Origin of the sequence: Novipirellula aureliae (genome assembly GCF_007860185.1) — a bacterium.
Lineage (GTDB): Bacteria > Planctomycetota > Planctomycetia > Pirellulales > Pirellulaceae > Novipirellula_A > Novipirellula_A aureliae.
Genome location: NZ_SJPY01000003.1, coordinates 595843 through 617177, shown reverse-complemented (window position 1 = coordinate 617177; position 21335 = coordinate 595843). Strand labels below are relative to the sequence as shown.

14 protein-coding genes and 1 pseudogene are annotated in these 21335 nt (G+C 51.8%); 5 read left to right on the top strand and 10 right to left on the bottom strand.

The window, feature by feature from the left end; genetic code table 11:
- Window positions 1–37 precede the first annotated feature (37 nt).
- The 3 genes from Q31b_RS11620 to Q31b_RS28970 form a co-directional block, all read right to left on the bottom strand.
- Complete coding sequence (locus tag Q31b_RS11620; protein WP_146599828.1) at window positions 38–1279, bottom strand: cell surface protein; 1242 nt, start codon at window positions 1277–1279, stop codon at window positions 38–40.
- 100 nt (window positions 1280–1379) lie between these two features.
- Window positions 1380–2396, bottom strand: coding sequence for a serine/threonine-protein kinase (locus tag Q31b_RS11615; protein ID WP_146599827.1), 1017 nt, complete (start codon window positions 2394–2396; stop codon window positions 1380–1382).
- Window positions 2397–2592: 196 nt separating this feature from the next.
- Window positions 2593–3627: a histone H1-like repetitive region-containing protein gene (locus Q31b_RS28970; protein WP_231617490.1), complete on the bottom strand. Its 1035-nt coding sequence runs from the start codon at window positions 3625–3627 to the stop codon at window positions 2593–2595.
- A gap of 379 nt (window positions 3628–4006) precedes the next feature.
- On the opposite strand from Q31b_RS28970, the gene Q31b_RS28965 reads away from it, so the two are divergent.
- From Q31b_RS28965 to Q31b_RS11595, 3 genes are all read left to right on the top strand, one after another.
- Complete coding sequence (locus Q31b_RS28965; protein ID WP_231617489.1) at window positions 4007–4906, top strand: hypothetical protein; 900 nt, start codon at window positions 4007–4009, stop codon at window positions 4904–4906.
- A 147-nt stretch (window positions 4907–5053) separates the two neighbouring features.
- Complete coding sequence (locus Q31b_RS11600) at window positions 5054–8632, top strand: PVC-type heme-binding CxxCH protein (protein ID WP_146599826.1); 3579 nt, start codon at window positions 5054–5056, stop codon at window positions 8630–8632.
- A gap of 61 nt (window positions 8633–8693) precedes the next feature.
- A complete protein-coding gene (locus Q31b_RS11595) occupies window positions 8694–9422 on the top strand; it encodes a 3-keto-disaccharide hydrolase (RefSeq protein WP_146599825.1) in 729 nt (242 codons plus the stop codon).
- 1041 nt (window positions 9423–10463) lie between these two features.
- Here the strand turns inward: Q31b_RS11595 and Q31b_RS11590 are convergent.
- The 7 genes from Q31b_RS11590 to Q31b_RS11560 all read right to left on the bottom strand — a co-directional run bounded on the left by Q31b_RS11590 (window position 10464) and on the right by Q31b_RS11560 (window position 18592).
- Entirely contained in the window at window positions 10464–11999 is a 1536-nt protein-coding gene (locus Q31b_RS11590) for an arylsulfatase (protein WP_146599824.1), read from the bottom strand.
- 207 nt (window positions 12000–12206) lie between these two features.
- Window positions 12207–13547, bottom strand: a complete 1341-nt coding sequence (locus Q31b_RS11585) for an META domain-containing protein (protein WP_146599823.1) — start codon at window positions 13545–13547, stop codon at window positions 12207–12209.
- A 7-nt stretch (window positions 13548–13554) separates the two neighbouring features.
- Complete coding sequence (locus Q31b_RS11580) at window positions 13555–13884, bottom strand: hypothetical protein (protein WP_146599822.1); 330 nt, start codon at window positions 13882–13884, stop codon at window positions 13555–13557.
- Window positions 13885–14049: 165 nt separating this feature from the next.
- On the bottom strand, window positions 14050–14973 hold the full coding sequence (locus Q31b_RS11575) for an SHD1 domain-containing protein (RefSeq protein WP_146599821.1): 924 nt from the start codon (window positions 14971–14973) through the stop codon (window positions 14050–14052).
- A 166-nt stretch (window positions 14974–15139) separates the two neighbouring features.
- Entirely contained in the window at window positions 15140–15940 is an 801-nt protein-coding gene (locus Q31b_RS11570) for a tetratricopeptide repeat protein (RefSeq protein ID WP_146599820.1), read from the bottom strand.
- A 124-nt stretch (window positions 15941–16064) separates the two neighbouring features.
- The gene (gene speA / locus Q31b_RS11565) at window positions 16065–18005 is read right to left on the bottom strand and encodes a biosynthetic arginine decarboxylase (protein WP_146599819.1); all 1941 of its coding nucleotides are present in this window, start codon (window positions 18003–18005) and stop codon (window positions 16065–16067) included.
- A 254-nt stretch (window positions 18006–18259) separates the two neighbouring features.
- Window positions 18260–18592, bottom strand: coding sequence for a HesB/IscA family protein (locus tag Q31b_RS11560; protein ID WP_146599818.1), 333 nt, complete (start codon window positions 18590–18592; stop codon window positions 18260–18262).
- Window positions 18593–19190: 598 nt separating this feature from the next.
- Between Q31b_RS11560 and Q31b_RS28160 the strand changes: the two are divergent.
- Both Q31b_RS28160 and mqnC read left to right on the top strand, forming a co-directional pair.
- Window positions 19191–19961, top strand: a pseudogene (locus tag Q31b_RS28160) (menaquinone biosynthetic enzyme MqnA/MqnD family protein); the annotation flags it as partial.
- 99 nt (window positions 19962–20060) lie between these two features.
- A complete protein-coding gene (gene mqnC / locus Q31b_RS28155; RefSeq protein WP_197171432.1) occupies window positions 20061–21236 on the top strand; it encodes a cyclic dehypoxanthinyl futalosine synthase in 1176 nt (391 codons plus the stop codon).
- Window positions 21237–21335 lie beyond the last annotated feature (99 nt).

Genomic DNA, 21335 nt, shown 5'->3' with positions numbered 1-21335 from the left:
GCGGGGGCCTTGTAACGAGTCATTCGCAAGGGAACAGCTACCCCGAGAGTTTTTCGCCGCGTGCGTGCCGAGCAAGCGTTTCTTGGTACTTCTTCTTGCCTTCTTCGACGCTCTTTCGAATTGCCTTCGTGCTCTCTTCGCTTTCGCGTCGGAGTTCGGCTACCATCTCGAGTGACTCGATTTGGAAACCGCTGATTGCATCAACCAGTTTTTGCACCGATTCGGGATCGATGGTACTGCCGTAACCTGCCTTCAAAGCAGCCCGCTCCAGCGATCGGCCGAGGGTCGCAACGTCCTCGAGTCCCTTGTTGACGCCCGTCTTCATCGCCTCGGTCGCCTGGGTGATTTCGTTGAGTCCATGCTGGCTCGTATAGACGGTCCCCAGAATTGTGAACACGTGTTCGTTGGTTGTAAAGAATGTAACGGCACGACGGTACACGCGTTCTTTGACGTCATGGGTTTGTTTGAGTTTTGTGATTAACGTTTCGCCGACGTCGTAGCCAATTTCCAAGTTCTCACAGATATCTTTTAGCAATTGGTAGGTCTCGTCTTCCTTTTGGAATTTGAAGCGAGATTCGTCGCGCGTGAGTTCGAGTTTACTTTTCTCGCCCTGTTGGTCACCCGAGTATTCGTCGAGAGCTTTTTGGGCATCGGACAAACCCTGTTTTGCTGCTTCCAGCATTGGCTGATGTTGATCAAGAATTTCGCGGGCCAACACTTCGGCTTCTTTCAAAGCGAACCGGAAGTCGATATAAGCCTCCATAATCGCTTCTTCTTTCGTCAGTGCCTCCTTGGTGTCTTTGGAGACATCGCCATAGACTTCCACGATTTTTTCGAAGCGGTCGTTGGGGGATCCACGGCGAATTTTCATCCACCAATTTGAAACTTTCTCGGTACCACTGATTTTTCCATCGTCCAATTGTTGGATCAATCGCTTGCTGTCTTCACGCACCGAATCGAACATTTGCGAGATATCCATGTAGCGGTCACCGACCGTGATACTCTCGACATTTTCGCGGACCAAAGCGTTAAAGGCACTCATGTGCTTGATGACATCGGCAATCGCAAGGACTTTGGCCTCGTCGATATATTTGACTTCGTCCAAGAGTGAGATCAGCTCTTGCGGGGCGGTGTTTTCGTTCTTGCTACCGAACTTTTTCAGCACGACCATGGCGCGATCCAGGTACTCTCGCATCGAGTTCTGGTCTCGCTCAGCAGCCTCTTCGACAGCCGATCGGCTTGATGGGTTGGGGGCTGACGCCTGTGCTTGATCTGGCATTCCGAAATTCTCCACAAAATGGCTAAACAGAAATCGGCGTCCAAAACGCCATACGGTACTTTTGTATAAGCTAGAGAGTTTTCGAGGTGAAAGCAATCACCTAGGCAGCCCAGCGGCGACTGAGTCGCGGGTTGGCCGTCGTTCGCATCGATTGGGGGATGCTACGGTCGCTCATCAGGTAACGAATCCGCAGAGCGGCGTTGCGCATCGCCACCGCATCGCGAAAGCGTTTCTTTGGGTTGGGGTCGATCGCTTTGCAGATCAAATCAACGAAATCACTTGACAGGCCTTTGCGGAGTTTTTGGTAGCCGGGTAGTGGTGCTTCGAACGGATAATCCGGTAGCTCACCGGAAAGCAGACGGTAGATCACTAAGCCAAGCGAGAACACATCGCTACGGTATCCGGGATGCCCCATTGCTTGCTCCGGAGCCATGAAACCAAGCGTTCCCGATGCCGAAACACGTTTGACTTTGGTTTGGACACGAGCGAGCCCAAAGTCCGTCAATTGAATGACTTGGTCGGGAAACAGAATGAAGTTCTCAGGCTTGATGTCTCGATGTAAAATTCGAGTTTCGTGAGCATGGGCTACCGCGTCAATCATTTGTAGCGAGTAATCGACGGCGGTCGCACGCGCGATTCGACGGGTTAAGCGGTCGGCAAGTGATTCGGCACCGAGAGGAAAAACCATCACAAAATGACCTTCGATGATCCGCGCGTCTTTCAGTCGCACGATTCCGGGATGTTCTAGCTTGGACATCAACCGAACTTCTCGCTCGAGATCTTCGACCGATTGCGAGTTTTCCATGTAGCGATTGTCAGGGATTTTTAATGCGACGCGGCGATCTTCGATGACGTCATATGCCGCATAGACCGTTGCAAAACCACCTTCGCCTAGGCGAGCAGCGATTCGGTACTTGTCCAATCGGGTGCCAATCCGCAGCGACTTGGTCGTCTCCGTCTGCGCATCAAAAAGTCGTAGCGATGGTGCCACAGGCGTCTCAATCGTTCGTGTTGGAAAACCTCTTCTGTTCGTATCGGCTAAACGGATCGTTGGCTTTACATGGAAAATCCAGCTTGTGTTATATTCGCTAGAAGTTGTTGCTAATCGTTTTAGCATGGATTCCGCTCCTGAACCCTTTCTAGCTTGAGACAGATCCCAAGCGTGAAAATCATTCAGGTTTCGAAGTGCCGGAAATCATTTAAGCTGCCGGCGCTTGAGAACGAAACGATCCTCTGATTGAAAAAAGCCAGGGATGGTTCATCCATCCCCGGCTTATTGCGTTCAACGGCACCGAAGCGTCGCCGCTTGCCTCTTAAAAGCAGCGCAGAAAACGATGAGGAATTCCATGTGGTTGGCAATGACCGCTTAGAACGGGTTCGCAGTAAATCGGTTCACAGTAAATCGGTTCACAGTAAATCGGTTCACAGTAAATCGGTTCGCAGTAAATCGGTTCACAGTAAATCGGTTCGATAACGATGGGGGCAATGGAATCGGCAACAACCGGTAGACCGCATCCATAATCAGCTACCACCCCACAATCGTCGACGATGATTTCGCAGCCCATTGGTGAGAAAGTGGGTTGAACATAGCTGCTGCCACAGCAGCCGTTGTCGAGGAAATAGGGTCCAGCGACCGGGCAGGAATAGGAATTCGGCGCGTCATAGATTTCTTCTGCGTAGGGTGGGGCTTGGTAAACGGGAGCATCGACAACGGCACCGCTCACCTCTTCGGTGGGTGTTTCCGTTTGGGGCTGAGCAGGCTCGGTAGTTTTTTCGGTGGCGGATGCCGGTTCAGGCTCTGGTTCGCTTGCCGATGCGCGTTCTTCTTGTGGCATGGGTAAAGTGCTAGCGTCTAGCTCCATAGCCGCATCGCTTGCCGCGTCCTCCGCCGCAGCCTTTTCCGCCGCAGCCTTCTCCGCCGCAGCCTTTTCCGCCGCAGCCTTTTCCGCCGCAGCCTTCTCCGCCGCAACCTTCTCCGCCGCAACCTTCTCCGCAGCAGCCTTTTCCGCCGCAGCCTTTTCCGCCGCAGCCTTTTCCGCCGCAACCTTCTCCGCAGCAGCCTTCTCTGCCGCAGCCTTCTCCGCCGCAACCTTCTCTGCAGCAGCCTTCTCCGCCGCAACCTTTTCCGCCGCGGCTTTTTCTGCCGCGGCTTTTTCATTTGCAGCTTTCCTAGCGGCTCTCCTAGCAGCTCTCTGAGTGGTAGCTTGTTCAGCAGCGTCCGGATTGATCTGCTCCCCTGCTTCCTGGGATGCATCTCCTTGGCCAAAAGAAGACTGAATTGGAGAAATCAGCAGTGCCGATGCAATCGCCGCAGCTATCAGGTAGGGAGTCAAGATTCGATCGTTCATGAGGGAAAGTCCTTAGAATGGAGGGGGGGGAGGGATAGACGCGAGATACTGCGATGGAGCAACTCTCTTTGACGATCCTAATTTATTGAATAGGAATTTGAATTCAATTAAGAGGATTAAAACGGAAAACCGGCATGTTTTTCCCTCGATCAATGCGATGGCGACACCAAACCCCCGCTGAGTAGCTAGATGCCGCCTGCTGTTTCGTTTAGAAACCTGATAGATCTTGCGCCGATTCTGCTTGGTATATTGCCAGAATGCGACTATCATAAGAACCGCTTCGTACAATTGTTCAATTGGTTCGAATGGCAATCGAATGGGCGAACACCTCTCTTTTCCGAACAAACCCACATTCTCGTCCCCCTTAAGAGGCGAAACGATGAACGAAACTCACGACTTGATTACAAAAAGTCAGCGCAATCCCTTGTTAAACATGATGGCCTATCTCAGCTTTTGCTTGTTGGCATTCCATTTGACCTCTGCCAGTGCGGTGGATTCGGTTGCGGCTGAGGACGAGGCCGTTAACGCGGGACTGTTCGAGGCGATTGATTCAGGCCAAATCGAGGTGAAGTTCATTCCGCTCGATACGACGAACGCAAATGTGATCGTCAAGAATTTGACCGATAAGCCGATGCAGATTCGTCTGCCAAGCTCCTTCGCTGGTGTTCCCGTGCTCGCTCAAATGATGGGCGGTATGGGTGGCATGGGCGGCATGGGCGGCGGCATGGGCGGCATGGGTGGCGGCATGGGCGGCATGGGCGGTGGCCAATCGATGGGCGGCGGCATGGGTGGCATGGGCGGCGGCATGGGCGGCATGGGTGGCATGGGCGGCATGGGCGGCATGGGCGGCATGATGCGTGTCGCGCCTGAGAAGACACGAAAAATGTCGGTCGCAACGGTCTGCTTGGAACACGGCAAACCTGACCCCAATCCTCGTATGGCTTACAAAATCGTTCCATTGGAAGAGGTTTCAAAGGACCCCAGCGTACGCCTTCTTTGTGAAGCACTCGGTAATTCGTTGGTCACCCAGAATTCAGCTCAGGCAGCTGCTTGGCATTTAATGGACAACATGTCTTGGCAAGAATTAGCCGTTAAGAATCGTTCCGAAAGCCGCTACACGGGCAACGTTCGCTGGTTCTCGCCACTCGAATTGAAAACTGCGATGATGGTGGTTTCCGAAGTCAAGCGGATGGCCGAAAAAGGTGCAGATTCCTACAAAAACGATTACGAAAACGATTACAAAAACGATTATGAAGCGGACTCCAAGGACGCTGGCTAGTCGGTTTGCACGCTTGCGTTGGTGATCTAATCGGCGAATGTTGCCACAAAGGGCATGGTTTGGCTATCTTAGGTGTACCGAGAAACTCATCGTGTTTTAATCGCGGTTGTTTTTCTCATTCACGCAAAACTGAGAGCGCCGATTTCCTTGAACGATCTAACTTCTTTCCAACTAGCTCAATCAGCAGCCTTCGTGGGCTCGCTTCGGCTGCGTTTGCCGCTGTTGGTGCTTTCTGGGCTTGTTTTCGTTTTTTCCGGTTCCATTCGTGCCGAAGAGTCGCTGCCCCAACCAGGCTCGGACGCTGCAAGGCTAGTCCATCCTAAACGCTTTGACGTCTCAAATGCTCTGCAGCCGGAAGTCGCTGCCGCCACCGCCCAAACCGCCGCTTCGGTCGACGCCCTTGGAATTCCTGAGAATTGGGAAATCGGTCTCTTTGCTGGCGAACCCGATGTAGCCAATGTTGTTGCCTTTGACATCGACCATCTGGGACGATTGTTCGTGTGCGAATCGTTCCGACAAGGTCGAGGAGTGACCGACAACCGAGACCATGACGACAAATGGTTGCTGGCCGATTTAGCTTCCAAGACCGTTCAAGATCGTATCGATTACCATCGACGCTTATTAGGCGACGCTGCCAATAACTACACTCAGCAAGATGACCGAGTTCGCTTGCTCGTCGACGAGGATGGCGACGGCAAAGCCGACAACAGTGTTGTCTATGCGAACGGCTTTAACCATTTGGAAGAAGGAACGGGTGCAGGCGTCTTGGTTCGCGGAAATGATGTCTATTACTCCTGTATCCCAAGACTTTGGAAGTTATCGGATACCGATGGTGACGGCGTGGCGGATGCCTCGGCGGTTTTGTCAGACGGGTATGGAGTGCGAGTTGCGTTTCGGGGCCACGATTTACATGGTCTAACGCTCGGCGTCGATGGCCGACTCTATTTTACAATTGGCGATCGTGGTTACTTTATCACCAACAAAGAAGGTAACGTGCTCGCCAATCCTGAAAGCGGGGCGGTGTTTCGTTGTGAGCTCGATGGAAGCAATCTTGAGGTCTTCGCCACCGGCATGAGAAACCCACAAGAGATAGCATTTAATGATCTCGGAGATTGGTTCACCGTCGACAACAATAGCGACAGTGGTGACAAGGCACGCATGATCCAATTGCTACGTCATGCCGATTATGGTTGGCGGATGCACTATCAATACTTGCCTACTCGCGGACCCTACAACGAAGACCGCTTGTGGGAACCGCGGAACAACGATCAACCGTGCTACATCGTTCCGCCGATCACGAATTTCACCGACGGTCCATGCGGTTTGGCATTCTATCCTGGTACGGGGTTTGGCAGCGAACTCGACAAGCAGTTTTTGATTTGCGATTTTCGAGGTAGTCGTGAATCGAGTGGCGTTCGTTCGTTTCAATTGAAGTCAAAAGGAGCCTTCTATCAACTGGCTGAAGAGGCTAAACCAATTTGGTCCGTATTGGCTACCGACGTTGCCTTTGGGCCTGATGGCGCGATCTACGTTAGCGATTGGGTTGAGGGATGGACGGGGTTAGGCAAAGGGCGGATCTATCGAATCGTCAACCCGACGTACCAGGCTGATCCGATTGTCAGTGAGGTGGCAGCACTTCTCACGAACGGTCTCACGGACGAGGCGACACCTCGGTTGATCGATCTCCTTTCCCATCGAGATCGACGAATTCGGTTGGAAGCACATTGGGAATTGGTTAACCGCAAGCAAGCCGATTTGCTTCTCGAAGTTGCTTTGGCCGTCCCGACAGAGCAGTCGCTGCCAGGGAACGAGTCCGCAGAGGGGTTGGAAAAAGATGCAGTCGTAAATGATAGCTTAACGCCGAAGGCTCTACCGGAACGGTCTGACACAAATCAACTCGCACGTCTTCACGCGATATGGGGGTGTGAGATGATCGCACGCAAGCATCCCGAGATGGCTGATTCGGTACTTCCACCGCTCCGAACGCTTTTAAATGATCCTGATTCGATCATTCGCGCGGCGACCGCGAAGGTGTTGGGCGAACGTGGTGATTCGGCGTCAGGGGCTTCATTGATCGAATTGCTGAATGACAAATCCTCACGCGTCCGCTATGCCGCGATCATGGCCTTGGCTGAGTTGAAGGTGAGTGCAGCCTATCCCTTCGTACTAGGGGTACTCCGCCGAAACCATCCGTCCGACGACACCCAAGCGACTTCAAACACTCAACCCGATCCCGCGATTCGGCATGCAGCACAAGTGTATTTGGCTCGCTGCGCATCGGCGACCGCTCTAGCCAAACTCAATGGCGACAAAAGCGAAGGGGTGCGTTTAAGTGCCGTTGTTGCTTTAAGGAAACAGAATAGCGGTGAGGTTCGAGCGTTCTTAAACGACGAAAGTCTACGTGTGGTCGGTGAAGCCGCCCGTGCGATCCATGACGAACCGATCCCGTTGGCGCTTGAGCCTTTGGCCTCGTTGATCGATTTTCCGATGGCGAGCGAAGGCTTGATTCGCCGGGTGCTCAATGCGAACTATCGTTTGGGTAGCGCCGAGTCCGCGGTTAAGATTGCCAAATTTGCGGCACGCAATTCGTCGCTCGCATCGATGCGAGTTTTTGCCCTCGATACTCTTGGGCAGTGGGACGATGCCGATCGCCGCGACCGCGTGCTCGGTAATCTGCAACCGGCGGTACTTCGCAACCGGGCCGATGCAGCCGCTGCGCTTGCGACCGAGATCACAGGATTGATGAGTTCGCCCGAAGCGATACGTGAAAAAGCGATTACCGTCGCAGCAAAACTGGGACTTCAACAGATTGCGCCCAATCTCATTCTTAGAGTCCAAGATGGAAATCTCAAGCCTGAAGATCGCGCCTCAGCCCTGATGGCCTTGGCAAAACTAGATCCCTTGTCTGCGTCGGAATTGGCAAAGGCAATTCGTTTGGCGCCGGCGACGAAGTTGGTTGAAGCATCGCTACGGGTGCTGGCGTCTCATGATCGTGAAGCAAGTGTCGAGAAGTTTATCGCAGCCACGGAAAGCCGGTCATTGGATATCCAACAATTGGCTTGGGATGTATTGGCAGACCTCGATAACCCGAAGGCCAAAGCCTCCGTCTCAGCGGCCATCGAGTCTTTCTTGGATGGCGAGCTGAAGCCGGAATTGCATCTGAACGTGATCGAAGCGGCCGAAGGAACGCTTGACGAGCAACTGAGCGTGCGGCTCGATGAGTTTTTCGAACAGAACTCGGAATCGGATCCGCTAGCGAAATGGTTGCCATCGGCTGCGGGGGGCAACGCCACAAACGGAAAGCAGCTGTTCTTTGAACGATCCGAATTGTCATGTGTTCGCTGTCACAAGGTCGGCCAAAAAGGTGGTGCGATTGGCCCCGATTTGTCACGGATTGGTAAACAAAGAGATTCACGCTCTCTACTCGAAAGTATCTGTTTACCCAATGCTTCAATCGCCGAAGGTTTCGGATCGGTTGTCCTTTCTGATCAAGCTGGAAGAATCTTCACGGGGATCATCAAGTCTGAAACCGACGACTTTTTAGAATTGATTCAAGCGGATGGAGTGCTTGTCCGAATCCGCAAAGAGGAAATTGTCGCCCAGAATCAGGGGCAATCTGCGATGCCAGCCGACTTGGTGGAGCACTTGAATCCGAGAGAATTGCGAGATCTAATTGCCTATTTAACAAGTCTTCAAGAAGACGAAGAAACGCGAGAAGTACAGTAGTCTTTCCAACTGCGGTTTTGACTCCGTGTCATATGACCGATCCCCATGAAAAAAGAAAAAAATGAAACGTAGATTCCTTGTTTTGCTGCTCGCTTGTGGCGCATTGTCTATTCCCGCCTCCACGGTATCGGCTGAATCGCCCCAGCAAAAAAAACAGCTCAATCAACTTACCGATCAAGAAAAAGCGGAGGGATGGCGATTGCTGTTCGATGGAATATCGATGGATTCATGGCGCAGCTACAAAAAAGAATCCGTGAACGACGGCTGGAAAGTCGTGGATGGCGCAATGGTCCGCGGCGAAAAGGGGGCTGATGACATCATAACCAAAGAACAATTTGATGCATTCGAGCTTTCCCTTGAGTACAAGATCTCAAAAGGGGGCAACAGCGGTGTGATGTTCCATGTTACCGAAGAAGGACCAGAGCCCTATTCGTCGGGTCCCGAAATCCAAATCCAAGATAACGTCGATGGTCATGACCCGCAAAAGGCCGGTTGGTTGTACCAATTCTACTCTTCCGAAGTCGATGCGACGAAGCCAGTAGGCGAATGGAACGAGCTCCGCTTGATCCTCCATTCAGACAAGAGTTCAGAAAAGAGCGAAGTGTTTATGAACGGCACCAAATATTATGAATTCGTCAAAGGCAGCGACGACTGGAACGAGAAATTGGCTAATAGCAAGTTTGCCTCCTGGCCATTGTTTGCGAAAGCATCCAAGGGACACATCGCTCTTCAAGACCACGGGAATATCGTCTCCTTCCGCAACCTTAAAATTCGTCCGCTCGAAAAGTAGGGCATCCTACAATTACCTCCTCCGGGCAAGCAAACGGTGTTTGTATCTTCGAGCTGAATTCGAACCGCGGGCTGGATTTCGGTAACGCAAGAAACAGAGAGCCCTTCGTCTGGAAGACCTCTCTGTCTTTCCATCGAGGCAGCGAAATGGTAGCCGTTCACGGCCTTCGGCTATGAACGAGCATTCTTGATCCTAAACGTACTCATGATCTTGATCCATTCGTTGGCAAGATTCCTCCGCCTCTTCCAAACCTCCTTCGAGTGACATCGCGAAGCCAAAACCGAAAAGAGGGCTTTCATCGCTCGATGATGACGCACCGCAATCGCTTTTTGGAGTTGGTTCGCAATCCGCCGTCAACGAAAGAGGCTGGGAATCTCACTGCGCGTTTCAAAACCGTACAATACAAGACGGATGAGTGCACCGATGCTTGATTAGCGTTCCTAAGCGTCGATTAGCGGTTATGAGTTGCTGCAAGGGCACATCAAATAACCTGAGCTTTCATTCGCGTCCATTCGCGTGATTGGTGGGCAAAGCTCTTTGTCCAGCATTCTGTTAGTGGTTCGCCCGCGAATGGACGCTCATGAAAGTTGAAGAGCCTTTTGTCTAAAGCTAGGAACAACAACGTTCTTTCAGCCACGAATCTCTGGTTTGTTTTTCTGATTCGTGTCAATCCGTGGCTGATGTAACACACTATCGCGTCCTTTGTGGTCTCTTGCGGTCCTAGATTCCTAGCCTGGATGATTCATGGGCTTGCAAATTGTTTTGCTAACGTCTACGCCTTAAAGCGTTGACGTTCATTGCTCGAAAAACAGTCTGCGTATTAGAGCATTTTGATTTTTGACGTGGCTGGGGCTTCCAGCCCCAGTTGAGAAGAACGCTGCGGCTGGAAGCCACAGCCACTAAATAAGCAGCCTACGGCTTTTTGCAAAACGGCTAATGAATCATCCGGGCTAGCTGTATTGCTGCTGCAAAAGAGCACAAAGGGCTCAAAAGAATAAACGTAACCGTTCATGGCCGAAGGCCGTGAACGGCTACGCGAAATTAGCTTCCGCCACCTTCGGCGAGCGTCTTCATGACCTCATCCAAATTGAAACTGGCGGCTTTTTGGCGAGGTGGAAATTCCTTAAACGTCGCCAAAAACTTGCCGACATAGTCTTGAGCTGGGACGAGTAAGTAAGCTCGATCGAGCAACCAATTGTAGTAGGTGTTCGAAGTCACATCGGCTCGCTCATATGGATCTCCACGCAAGTTGAAAATCTTTGGTAGGCGAAGTGAAACGAAAGGCTCTGCCCAAATTTGGAGCGTGCCTTGAACTCGCTGCTCCAAAAAGACGAGTTTCCAATTGTCATATCGAAGTGCCGTCAATTGCTGGTCGTCGTTACAGTAAATGAACGAATCTCGGGGACTCTTGTCCTCGTCACCTGTTAAATACGGCAGCAGGTTGTATCCATCTAAATGGACTTTGTAATCGCGGCCGATCGCTTTGTGGCCTGTTAGCAGTTTCTCTTTAACGTCTGGCTCACCCGCGATCGCCAACAGAGTTGGCAACCAATCGAGATGGGAAACGATTTCGTTGGAAATACTGCCTGGATCGATCTTGCCAGGGTAACGCACCATCGCAGGAACGCGATAAGCACCTTCCCAGTTACTGTTCTTTTCATTTCGGAACGGTGTCATCGCCGCATCGGGCCAGGTATTCATGTGAGGCCCATTGTCGGTGCTGTACATCACAAACGTGTTATCACCAAGTCCCAGTTCATCGATCTTATCGAGTACCGTGCCGACGTTCTTGTCATGGTCAATCATCGCATCGGCATACTCGCTCATCCAACGTCCCGATTGCCCCTTGCTTTCAGGTTTGACGTGGGTGCGGAAGTGCATATGAGTGAAATTGACCCAAACAAAAAATGGTTTGTCTGCCTTTGCTTGTCGTTCCATGAAGTCTGCCGCACGCGTGGCGACGTCATCGTCGATCGTTTCCATTCGTTTGCGAGTCAGCGGTCCTGTGTCCTCGATCTTACCGTCTGCAAATGAATGCAGAACGCCTCGTGGACCATACTTTTTGCGAAATTCGGGATCCTTGGGATAATCAACATGCTCGGGTTCCTCTTCCGCATTTAGGTGATACAGGTTGCCATAGAATTCGTCGAAACCATGATTGGAAGGCAGCATTTCGTCGCGGTCCCCCAAATGGTTCTTGCCAAATTGGCCCGTCGCATAGCCGTGGTTCTTAAGCAGCCCTGCGATCGTGGGATCTTCCACTTGCATGCCAGTTTTGGCGCCTGGCAACCCCACCTTTGTCAAACCGGTTCGCAGACCGTGTTGACCCATGATGAAACTTGCTCGACCTGCCGTGCAACTCTGCTCGGCATAGTAATCGGTAAACATCATGCCTTCTTTGGCAACGCGATCAATGTTCGGCGTTTGGTAACCCATCACGCCATGCGTGTAGGCACTAATGTTCGATCGACCAATGTCATCACCCCAGATGATAACAATGTTTGGTTTGTCAGCCGCCGACGCGATCGACGCGGAAATTGCCACCAATCCAGTGATGGCGAGAAGAAAACGTCTCATTGCGTAGGGTCCTTCGAGGTGTAGAATTTCTAAAGAGAAGCGAGAGTAGAAGAGGATGGTAGTGATTTTCTTTGTGATGCCCAGCAAATTTGTGATGCCCAGCAAAGAAGGCGGCCAATCTCGAACAATCTGTCTTTTTTCTTGAACTCAAATTAGCCTTGTCGTTGGTACTAGCCCAGATGGATATCGAAAGTGGATATCGAAAGTTTATTGCTTCGATAGCTTCATCGTTCGTTCACCATTTCTATTGAGAAAGTACACGATGTCGGGCTCGCCGAATTCATAGGCAGCGACGGATTCCATTGCCCGCAAGAATCTCTGCTCTTGATCCATCATCGCCGGCGGCCCGGCACGCCTCGTCGTCGCCAACGGCCCAAACTTGAGATTACCATTCTTGATTTGAACGCTGCCTGAATAACGATTCACGCAGGTGCTACCGCTCACTTTACCATTGTCACCAAATTGAACGGTCGTTTGAGCAATGTCCATGACACCATGATGGTTGATGTCTTCGACCAACCAGCTACCGAGCAGTTTGGATCGATCGTTGTCGGGATTTTCCTTTTTGCCGTCAGCGGGGAATACAACGTTCCAATCCTTTTTCATATCGACGACGACCCAGTCACGTTGCGGAGCTGCTTCGAGTGCTGTCGTCAACTTGCCGGAACTCGGCGGGTTCGAATCGTAAGCGTATTCGCGATCGGCGTCCGTGTGGTGAACAAGCAATCCAAAACTTGGTCGAGGATTGTCGATGGTCGTGTATTCCAACATCGCTTGGTCTCCGTCACTATTCCCGAAACACGCGATCGGGCGACGGCCAATGAACTCGGCAATGGCAACCGGTTTGCCCTCTTTGTCATCGACAAAGAGTGTATCGATCGTTTTCGTCAAGGTTGGTTTGCCGGCAACCAACTCATACTTCATTCTTGCATGAGAGCCAATGATTTGCTGTGGGGGAATCCCATAGGTTCCCTCTGCAAACACACGCATGAATTCTTGCCCGCCACCCGAGACAATCCATGTTTCGAACTTGTTCGCTCTAAGATAATCGAGTAGTTCTAGCATCGGTTGGTAGATCACTTCCGTATAGGAACAACCGAACCTCGGATGCCTAGCCGTCTCCAGCCAACGATCCACACGCTCGGTATACTCGTCCGGTGACATCCCAGTATGTGTCAGCGCAATCAACTTGATCAGCCCCGCATACTGATCTGACTTCAAGGCGGCAAGGTCGCCGCCAAGCAGCGCCGCAACAGCAGGATCCTGTTTCCACTCAGGATGCTCCGGTAGCAACCGTTTGATTTCATCCAAGACGAAAACGGCTTGGTTTGGGAGTGGTGCTTCACACCACAGTGTGCCATCGTTATCAAAGACAGCAATCCGCTCTGCCACGGGTACGAACGAATCGGAGCCCTGGGTAGTCACGTTTTGAACAAAATCGATGATCGATTGTTTGGCAGGTGCCTCTTTCCAGGACGGGAGCGGATCTTCGGCCAAGACCATTACCGTATTGAGACAGGCCAATAATGCAAAACAGAAGAACTTCATAGGGTCCTCAATCGCGTAGAGAAGGGTTTGAATCGATGCCAATGCTTCGAATGCGATTGTACAGCAATGTCAAGCGACTTCCCACAAAGCACGCTCGATTGCTAGATGTTTCCTGTTTATTGCCCGGATGGTCGGCAGGGGCGGATTGTCCTGCCCAAAAACTTCCTTCACTTGGCTTTTCATCGCATCGCGTTCCTCTCGTTTCGTCTCTGCGATTGAAGGCATCTTGATATCGTTCAATCGCATTGATCACGGACGCGTCATCGGCCCTCGACCATCCGGCCAGCGCACCGCCGAGCAAGATCCCAAATAGGATCTTTTTCAGTGTCGAACTCATTTGAAAGGAACGAAGAGAGCGGTTTGGATGTTCGCTTCTCCACAGCCGCTGACAAACTTGAATATTTCGACTTTGTTAACGCTGACCGCTGTGCCCAGCGGGTCACGTCTGCATGCCGCGTAGACTTGTGGCCCGATGGGCACGCGGTGGAACAGCAAATGTGGTTTAGAAGCGGCTCGCCTTGCGGACCCCGACCAATTGGAAGCCGGGATAGTTTTGCATCGCCATTCGTGTCGCGATGTCGCTGTTGGGGGCCGTCACCATGACCGATGTTGGCCGTCCATAGACACCAGGCATCGGTCTTAGCCCGACTTCCCAGATCGAGGTTGCGCCAGTTGCAGCAGCCAATAAATTTAACCTTAGAATTTCAATCTGACGTCGCTCGGCTCCTTCTCGCTGATAAGCCATCGCTTCTTGTTGCATCATCAAGCTCTCTCGTTTCTGCATCTGCTCATCCTTTTCCGCGGCTAGCCAAGCCTGCCAACCCGGTTTGAGGATTTCGCGTTGCTCACTCGCAAACAAGAAAAAGGGAACCGCAACTTTATCGCCCGACTCAAGTTCCATCAAAACCCCTTCGAGAGGATAAACCTTTGGCTGCCCCCCAAGCGACTTTGCCCACTGAGTCAGCTCTCGTTCATCCGCAAAGGGACGTCCTTCCAGCTTCGACATGATCTTTAGCACCAATTGCTGGTGCAGCGAATCGGCTTTGCTAAAGGGGGTTCCGTTGACCACAACCTTGCCCAATTGCCTCGAAATCGACAAGTCCTTGCGGCCATACGCTAATACGCGTCCACGTATTTTCATGCCGTCGACGGAGGTCCATGTTTGCATCTCCGAGATCGATTTACTAAGCGTCTCGCCAAATTCTTTCGACTTCACATAATCTTGATCCTCGGTGGATAAATCCGCCAGTTCGACAGCGATGAGGTCGCCGTTCGGTTTTTTCAAGATTACGGTTGTTTCGTTAAACGCGACGGCATCGCCATCCATGGCAAATCCACCGGTGGCGCTGGTCCAAGTTCGGGCTTCTACGAAAGAGCCCAGCAAGCCATTGCCTACGACAAGAACGAATAGAATGATTGAACGCATTTTCAATACTCTCAAAACAAGGGTGGCAAACAAACGGCAGCCTCCATTCTAACATAAACCGCCTTGGTCCTAAATCATTCATCGCTTCGTATGATGATATTTCGTTGGATGATATTTGGATGCGGTTGTCGCTCTGCTGTCTGAGCGGCATCGCGGCAAGACCATTCTACGATTTTGACGCACCCTTATTGTCCGCCACGCTTTGGACCAGTTCTTGTTCGCTGGTCGCCAATTGGTTGCGGTAATGTTTTAGGGTCAAATCAACGTGTAGCCGTTCAGCCGTTTCACACAATAACCTTAGGCCTGCGACGCGGATTGGCAGCGGTGCAGGGACGCTGCGGCGCAGCGCAGATGCCCGCAAGGCAGACATTGCTTCGCCCTCGCGGCCAAGCTCGAGCAAACATTTTCCCTTTAACAAAAACGCTTGGGGTGAATACTCGTCAAGACCAACGAGCGGCTCGAGTTGCTCCAAGGCATCGTCGCATTGCCCACAGTCATAAAGGGCCTCGGCCAAGACGAAGTGCAGTTGAGTCAGCGATGGATCCCGATCCAGACGGGCTTTGCAGACCTCGATCCGTCGATAAGCCCAGTCGTTCTTGCTGCGTTTGAGCTCCCGCTCGACCTCGTTGGTTTGCAGCTTCGATGCCAAGTCGGCGACTTCGCGGTACTGCTGTAGCGACCTCGCCAATTTGGCTTCTTCCAAATCCCATAACAATGACTCATTGTCTGGAAACATCCGAATCGCCTCGTTTAAAACGCGAGCGGATTCCTGGGGGCGTTGGTCTTTTCGGTAGATCTCGGCCAATTCACGGTACAGCTCCACATCCGTCGGGCAGGACCGAATGCGATGTTCGAGTTCCTGCCGACGCTGCCGCCACACCTTCTGTCCTGCGGGCTTCTGTCCTGCGGGCTGTCCTGAGGGAGGCTGGGGCGAGGTTGGCTTGCCCAAAGGGTTACCTGAGGTCATGAATGGATCTCATTTGCGAAGTGGTTCGTGCAAATAGTAGCCGAGTCTCTCCGAGACTCGGAATCGCCAACGTGCGCCTGCTGTGTCTGTCTCGCAGAGACGGACCTACTAAGAGACGGATCGATCACTCGACGACGTTGGAAACGGAATTGTTCTGTTCGGCTAAATAAGTATAGCTTTCTAAAGAGCGTTCGTAAAAGCGAATCATCTCACCCGCTTGCGTGTTATCGATCAAGTTTTTGCGAACCGCTGACTCAATCGCTTCGAGCCAACGACGACTGAGTTCCCGGTTGTCGTACTGGACATAAGAAAGCACTTCGCTAACGGTATCTCCTTTGACCACCGATTCGATCGACACCGATCCTTGATCCATGTCGACATGTACCGCGTGTGTATCGCCAAACAGATTATGCAAATCTCCTAGGATTTCTTGGTAAGCTCCAACCATGAAAATCCCAATCTGATAAGACTCATTCGCCTTTAGCGGGTGCAGCAACAACGTCCGCTGTGGCCCTTCACTGCTGACGAATCGATCAATTTTCCCATCGCTATCGCAGGTGATGTCACCGATAACAGCGTGTTGAGTTGGCTGTTCTTCCAAGCGATGAATCGGCATGACGGGAAACAGTTGGTCGATTGCCCAGGAGTCGGGGACCGATTGGAAAAGGGAAAAGTTTGCGAAATAGATATCGCTTAGCAGGCGGTTGAGATGTTTGACGTCGTCAGGAACATACTCCATCGAACCCGCAAATTCGCGTACGCGATGGCAGATCGCAAAATACAAGTTCTCGGCAACAACCCGTTGTTCGAGTGGCAAATACCCACCGCTAAACAAGTTCATCGCCAAATCAAGCGACGTTTGGGCGTCATGAAACGACTCGAGCATGTTTTCGGTGGTCAGACTTTGATAGGTCATCCAAAGGTCAAGAACCGGTTGTTCGAAGTCATCGGGAACTTCCGACGGCAAATCTTGAACGCTGCCCTGCTGAGTCACGCCAAGCGTATTGATGATCAGCACGCTATGGTGGGCGGCGACAGCCCGACCACTTTCGCTGATCAACTCCGGATGTGGCACTTCCGCTTCATCACAAACCGTTTGCACCAAGTAGACAACGTCCTTGGCGTACTCTTGTATGGAATAATTCATGCTCGATTCATTGTCGCTATGGGAGCCGTCGTAATCGACGCCAAGGCCACCGCCAACGTCAAGCATTTCCAAACCGGCACCGCGGCGATGCAAGTCGACATAAATCCGTGCGGCCTCCAGAATCGCAGCCTTCAATTGGCGGATGTGAGTGATTTGGCTGCCGACATGAAAGTGCAATAGCTTGAAGCAATCGGCCATGCCGAGGTCTTCTAACTTCTGCAATTGACGTAGCATTTCAGCAACGGTCAAGCCAAATTTGCTGCGGTAACCGCCACTCGCCTGCCAACGCCCCGATCCTCGAGTCGCCAGCTTGACTCGCATTCCGATCGTTGGCCGCACGCCGAGTGCTTTCGAGTGTTTTAGGATTAGATCAAGCTCGCTAACCTTTTCGACCACCGGAATAACCGTACGACCGATTTGCTGAGCACGCATCGCCAAGTGGATGAAGTCATCATCTTTAAAACCGTTGCAGATGATCGGCGTTTGAGAATCCGCCATCGCGACGACGGCCAACATTTCCGGTTTACTGCCCGCTTCAACACCGAACCCCAATTGGTTCCCATGGCGGACGAATTGCTCGACGACATCTCGCTGCTGATTTACCTTGATCGGAAAGACACAACGGTAGCCGGATCCGTAGTTGTGTTCCTCGATCGCTTCGGCAAAACAGTCGCTAAGTCGTTTCAGCCGATCTCGCAGGATACCATTGAATCGAAGTAGAATTGGTAGATCCAAACCACGCTGAACTAAACCATCGATCAAGTTTTTTAAATCGATCGTTTGATTTGGATCACGGTCTGGTGATACGACCAAGCGACCCTCCTCCGAGACGAAGAAGTAACCGTCACCCCAACGATTGACTTCATATAGCGATGCGGAATCCATCGCGTTCCACGGTTTTGGCTCGACAGTACTCATTCAGATAAATGCCTTCGGTAGCAAGATGGGAGGTGAAGTCAAAATTCTACACCGCAATGGACCAGCGAACAGTGACCGATGAAGCGATCCTTTTCCGCTGTCGCAAAGCGATCACCGCAATCGAAAGGAGCCCTTTTCAAAAAAATGGTGGGTTGAGCAAGTGCCGAGTAAGGTTTTTCCAGTCACTAAGACAAAAAAAAACCACCTCACAAAATTTGCGAAGTGGAAATTCAATTCGAATTGGGGAAATCGCTCTAAGCTTGGAAAGAGCTGCCGCAACCACAACTCTTCACTGCGTTGGGGTTGTCAAAGGTGAACCCCTGTTTTTCGAGTGATTCGTGCCAATCGACCGTCGTGCCGTCTAAGTACAAAGCACTCTTTTTGTCGACGACGACTTCGACGCCGTGCCAATCGTACTTGCTATCGGCTTTCATGTCGAAACTATCGTCAAAATTCAATGTGTAATTGAACCCGCTGCATCCGCCTCCGGCAACGCCGATACGAAGCAACATGCTCTCATCAAAGTTATGTTCTTTTCGAAACCGCTTGACTTCCTCGGCGGCGCGTTCCGTTAATTTGACTGCCATCGTCGTTAAACCCCTCATCGGGCGAGTCTTGAATTGGTAAATACGAGTTGGAACTTCATGTCATCGACTATTGCTGCCGTTGTTCCATCCCTAGTATCCTATTCACAAAGGCAACCATTCGACAAGCGGCATCGCGGATGTTTTCCCAGATCGGTGCACGAAAGCGAGAAAATTACCAGTTCGTGTAGTGGATCTTGTTAAAGATCCTGACCAGTTCGTGTAGTGGATCTTGTTAAAGATCCTGACGCAAAAGCGAGAAAACTACCGGTTCGTGTAGTGGATCTTGTTAAAGATCCTGACGCAAAAGCGAGAAAACTACCGGTTCGTGTAGTGGATCTTGTTAAAGATCCCGACGCAAAAGCGAGAAAACTACCGGTTCGTGTAGTGGATCTTGTTAAAGATCCTGACGCTCGGGGGTCCATATCGCGTTTTTCGGTTCACTCCTTCACGGAATCCACTACCGCACACCTGTGTTTTTGTTCATATTGGAGCGATTGTTGCCTCAACCTACGGTTTTCCGGTTAAAACCCATGACGCTGGACGTTTCGGCGTCGTGTTATTTTTGGCAAATTTACCCGCCGGATGCCTTGCCGACCCCATGTCGCGATTGGAGCCCATGACCATGCAAAAAATGCTTCGTGTAGGAGCGGTTTCCTATCTGAATACCAAGCCGCTGGTGCATGGTTTAGCGGGGAAACTGGGTGAGTTTGGACATTTATCGTTTGATTTGCCGAGTCGGTTGGCGGATGATTTGGCCCGCGACAAGCTCGATGTCGCGCTGATTCCTTCCATTGAGTTTTTGGCGGACCCGGCTTACCAAATGGTCTCTACCGCCGTAATCGGTTGCCGAGGTCCCGTGTGGAGCGTGCGTCTATTGAGTCGCGTCCCAGCGGGCCAAATCAGACGATTGGCTCTTGATGAGGGAAGTCGAACCAGTGCAGCACTGGTTCAAGTTTTGCTTTGGGAAATGTATCATTTGCGTCCTGAGATCGTTCCCCTCAAGATCGATCAACTTCCCGAACAGGTGGACGCGGACGCGATTCTGCTCATTGGGGACCGGGCAATGCGTCCCGAGCCAGGCTGTTATCATGAGATTTGGGATCTCGGTGATCGCTGGTGCCGCTTTTCCGAAATGCCTTTCGTGTTCGCCGTCTGGGCCGCAAGGCCTGGAATCCCACCCGATGACGTGGCAAAATTAGCGAAGATTTTGGAGGAATGCCGAGACGGCGGCGCCGAAGCAACCGAAGAAATCGCCTACCGAGAAGCTGCCTCTCATGGGCTGACCAAAGAAGACGTTCATCGCTATTTTTTGGAGAACCTACACTTCCACTTTGGCCCAGGCGAACAAAATGGGCTCGAAATGTTCCATCGTTTGGCTAAAAAATTGAGTCTTGTCCCCAATCGTTGCAGTTTGCCTTCTGAACCTGCTAACCGAACGATTCCCCTTGAAACCGTGTCTATCGAAAAAATGATCGCTCCTGCTCCACCCACCGTTTCCACACCGCAAGCCAAGTCGTCGATTCAAGATATTTTGCACAAAGCGATTGCTGGGCAGCGGCTTAGCGTCGACGACGGAGTGCGTTTGCTCGAAAGTCACGATTTGGCTGCGATTGGCCGCGCCGCGGATTTCGTTTCACGGCGTATGCACCCCGAACCCTATCGAACTTATAACATCGATCGGAATATCAACTACACAAATATCTGCACCGCTGTTTGCGACTTTTGCGCGTTCTATCGAGGCCCGAAGAGTGAGGAGGGATACGTTCTGCCTCGCGCGGAACTTCTCAAGAAGATCGAAGAAACCGTTGATCTTGGTGGAAATCAAATTCTGCTCCAAGGTGGGCTTCATCCAAAGTTCAAACTCGACTGGTATGAAGAGATGCTTCAGGACATCAAGTCGGCGTTTCCCGATTTGAACGTCCACGGATTCAGCCCCCCCGAACTTCATCACTTCACGAAGGTCAACAACCTTTCGATCGAGGAGGTTTTGTCGCGACTCAAAGCGGCCGGCCTAGGCAGTATCCCCGGCGGTGGTGCCGAAATCCTAGTCGACCGCGTCCGCAGCGAAATCACTCGCGGTAAAGTCATGACCGATGATTGGCTCCATGTGATGCGAGTTTGGCACAACCTCGGCGGTGTCAGTAGTGCAACGATGATGTTCGGACACGTCGAAACGTTGGCCGAGCGGATAGAACATCTCGAACGGATTCGTCAATTGCAAGACGAAACGGGTGGTTTCACCGCGTTCATCGGGTGGACATTCCAGCCCGACCATACGGAACTGTCGCACATCCCGCCGGTCGGTTCGTTTGAATATCTCAAAACGCTGGCCGTTTCCCGGTTGTATCTGGACAACATCGCCAATCTGCAGAGTAGTTGGGTGACCCAAGGATTGAAAATTGGCCAATTGGCAATGCAATTTGGTGCCAATGATATGGGGAGTCTGATGTTAGAAGAAAACGTGGTGGCTGAAGCTGGCACCGTACACTTCCTGACGCTCGATCAAATCCGTGAAGCAATCTCAGAAAACGGCTTTGAACCGCGGCAACGCAATGTGCGATACGAACTCGTGCCGCTCGCGCAACAACAAAAGGCGATCGAAGCCAATCGAATGTCCCCGTTGGTGCAAATGAAAGCAACCTGAACCGTTGGGGTGACAGGCTGGACTGCTCAGCGTTGACATGACAGGAATGTCAGTGGGTCCAGGTTTCCGTTCTTTGGGCTACAACTTGCCTCCGCGGAG

What these genes read in the sequence shown, in the direction of transcription:
- Q31b_RS11620 (WP_146599828.1), bottom strand. Translation starts at nt 1,279, where the DNA reads ATGCCAGATCAAGCACAGGCGTCAGCCCCCAACCCATCAAGCCGATCG.
- speA (WP_146599819.1), bottom strand. Translation starts at nt 18,005, where the DNA reads ATGAGTACTGTCGAGCCAAAACCGTGGAACGCGATGGATTCCGCATCG.
- Q31b_RS11580 (WP_146599822.1), bottom strand. Translation starts at nt 13,884, where the DNA reads ATGAGTTCGACACTGAAAAAGATCCTATTTGGGATCTTGCTCGGCGGT.
- Q31b_RS11560 (WP_146599818.1), bottom strand. Translation starts at nt 18,592, where the DNA reads ATGGCAGTCAAATTAACGGAACGCGCCGCCGAGGAAGTCAAGCGGTTT.
- Q31b_RS11585 (WP_146599823.1), bottom strand. Translation starts at nt 13,547, where the DNA reads ATGAAGTTCTTCTGTTTTGCATTATTGGCCTGTCTCAATACGGTAATG.
- Q31b_RS11590 (WP_146599824.1), bottom strand. Translation starts at nt 11,999, where the DNA reads ATGAGACGTTTTCTTCTCGCCATCACTGGATTGGTGGCAATTTCCGCG.
- Q31b_RS11615 (WP_146599827.1), bottom strand. Translation starts at nt 2,396, where the DNA reads ATGCTAAAACGATTAGCAACAACTTCTAGCGAATATAACACAAGCTGG.
- Q31b_RS28965 (WP_231617489.1), top strand. Translation starts at nt 4,007, where the DNA reads ATGAACGAAACTCACGACTTGATTACAAAAAGTCAGCGCAATCCCTTG.
- Q31b_RS11570 (WP_146599820.1), bottom strand. Translation starts at nt 15,940, where the DNA reads ATGACCTCAGGTAACCCTTTGGGCAAGCCAACCTCGCCCCAGCCTCCC.
- Q31b_RS28970 (WP_231617490.1), bottom strand. Translation starts at nt 3,627, where the DNA reads ATGAACGATCGAATCTTGACTCCCTACCTGATAGCTGCGGCGATTGCA.
- Q31b_RS11575 (WP_146599821.1), bottom strand. Translation starts at nt 14,973, where the DNA reads ATGCGTTCAATCATTCTATTCGTTCTTGTCGTAGGCAATGGCTTGCTG.
- Q31b_RS11595 (WP_146599825.1), top strand. Translation starts at nt 8,694, where the DNA reads ATGAAACGTAGATTCCTTGTTTTGCTGCTCGCTTGTGGCGCATTGTCT.
- mqnC (WP_197171432.1), top strand. Translation starts at nt 20,061, where the DNA reads ATGATCGCTCCTGCTCCACCCACCGTTTCCACACCGCAAGCCAAGTCG.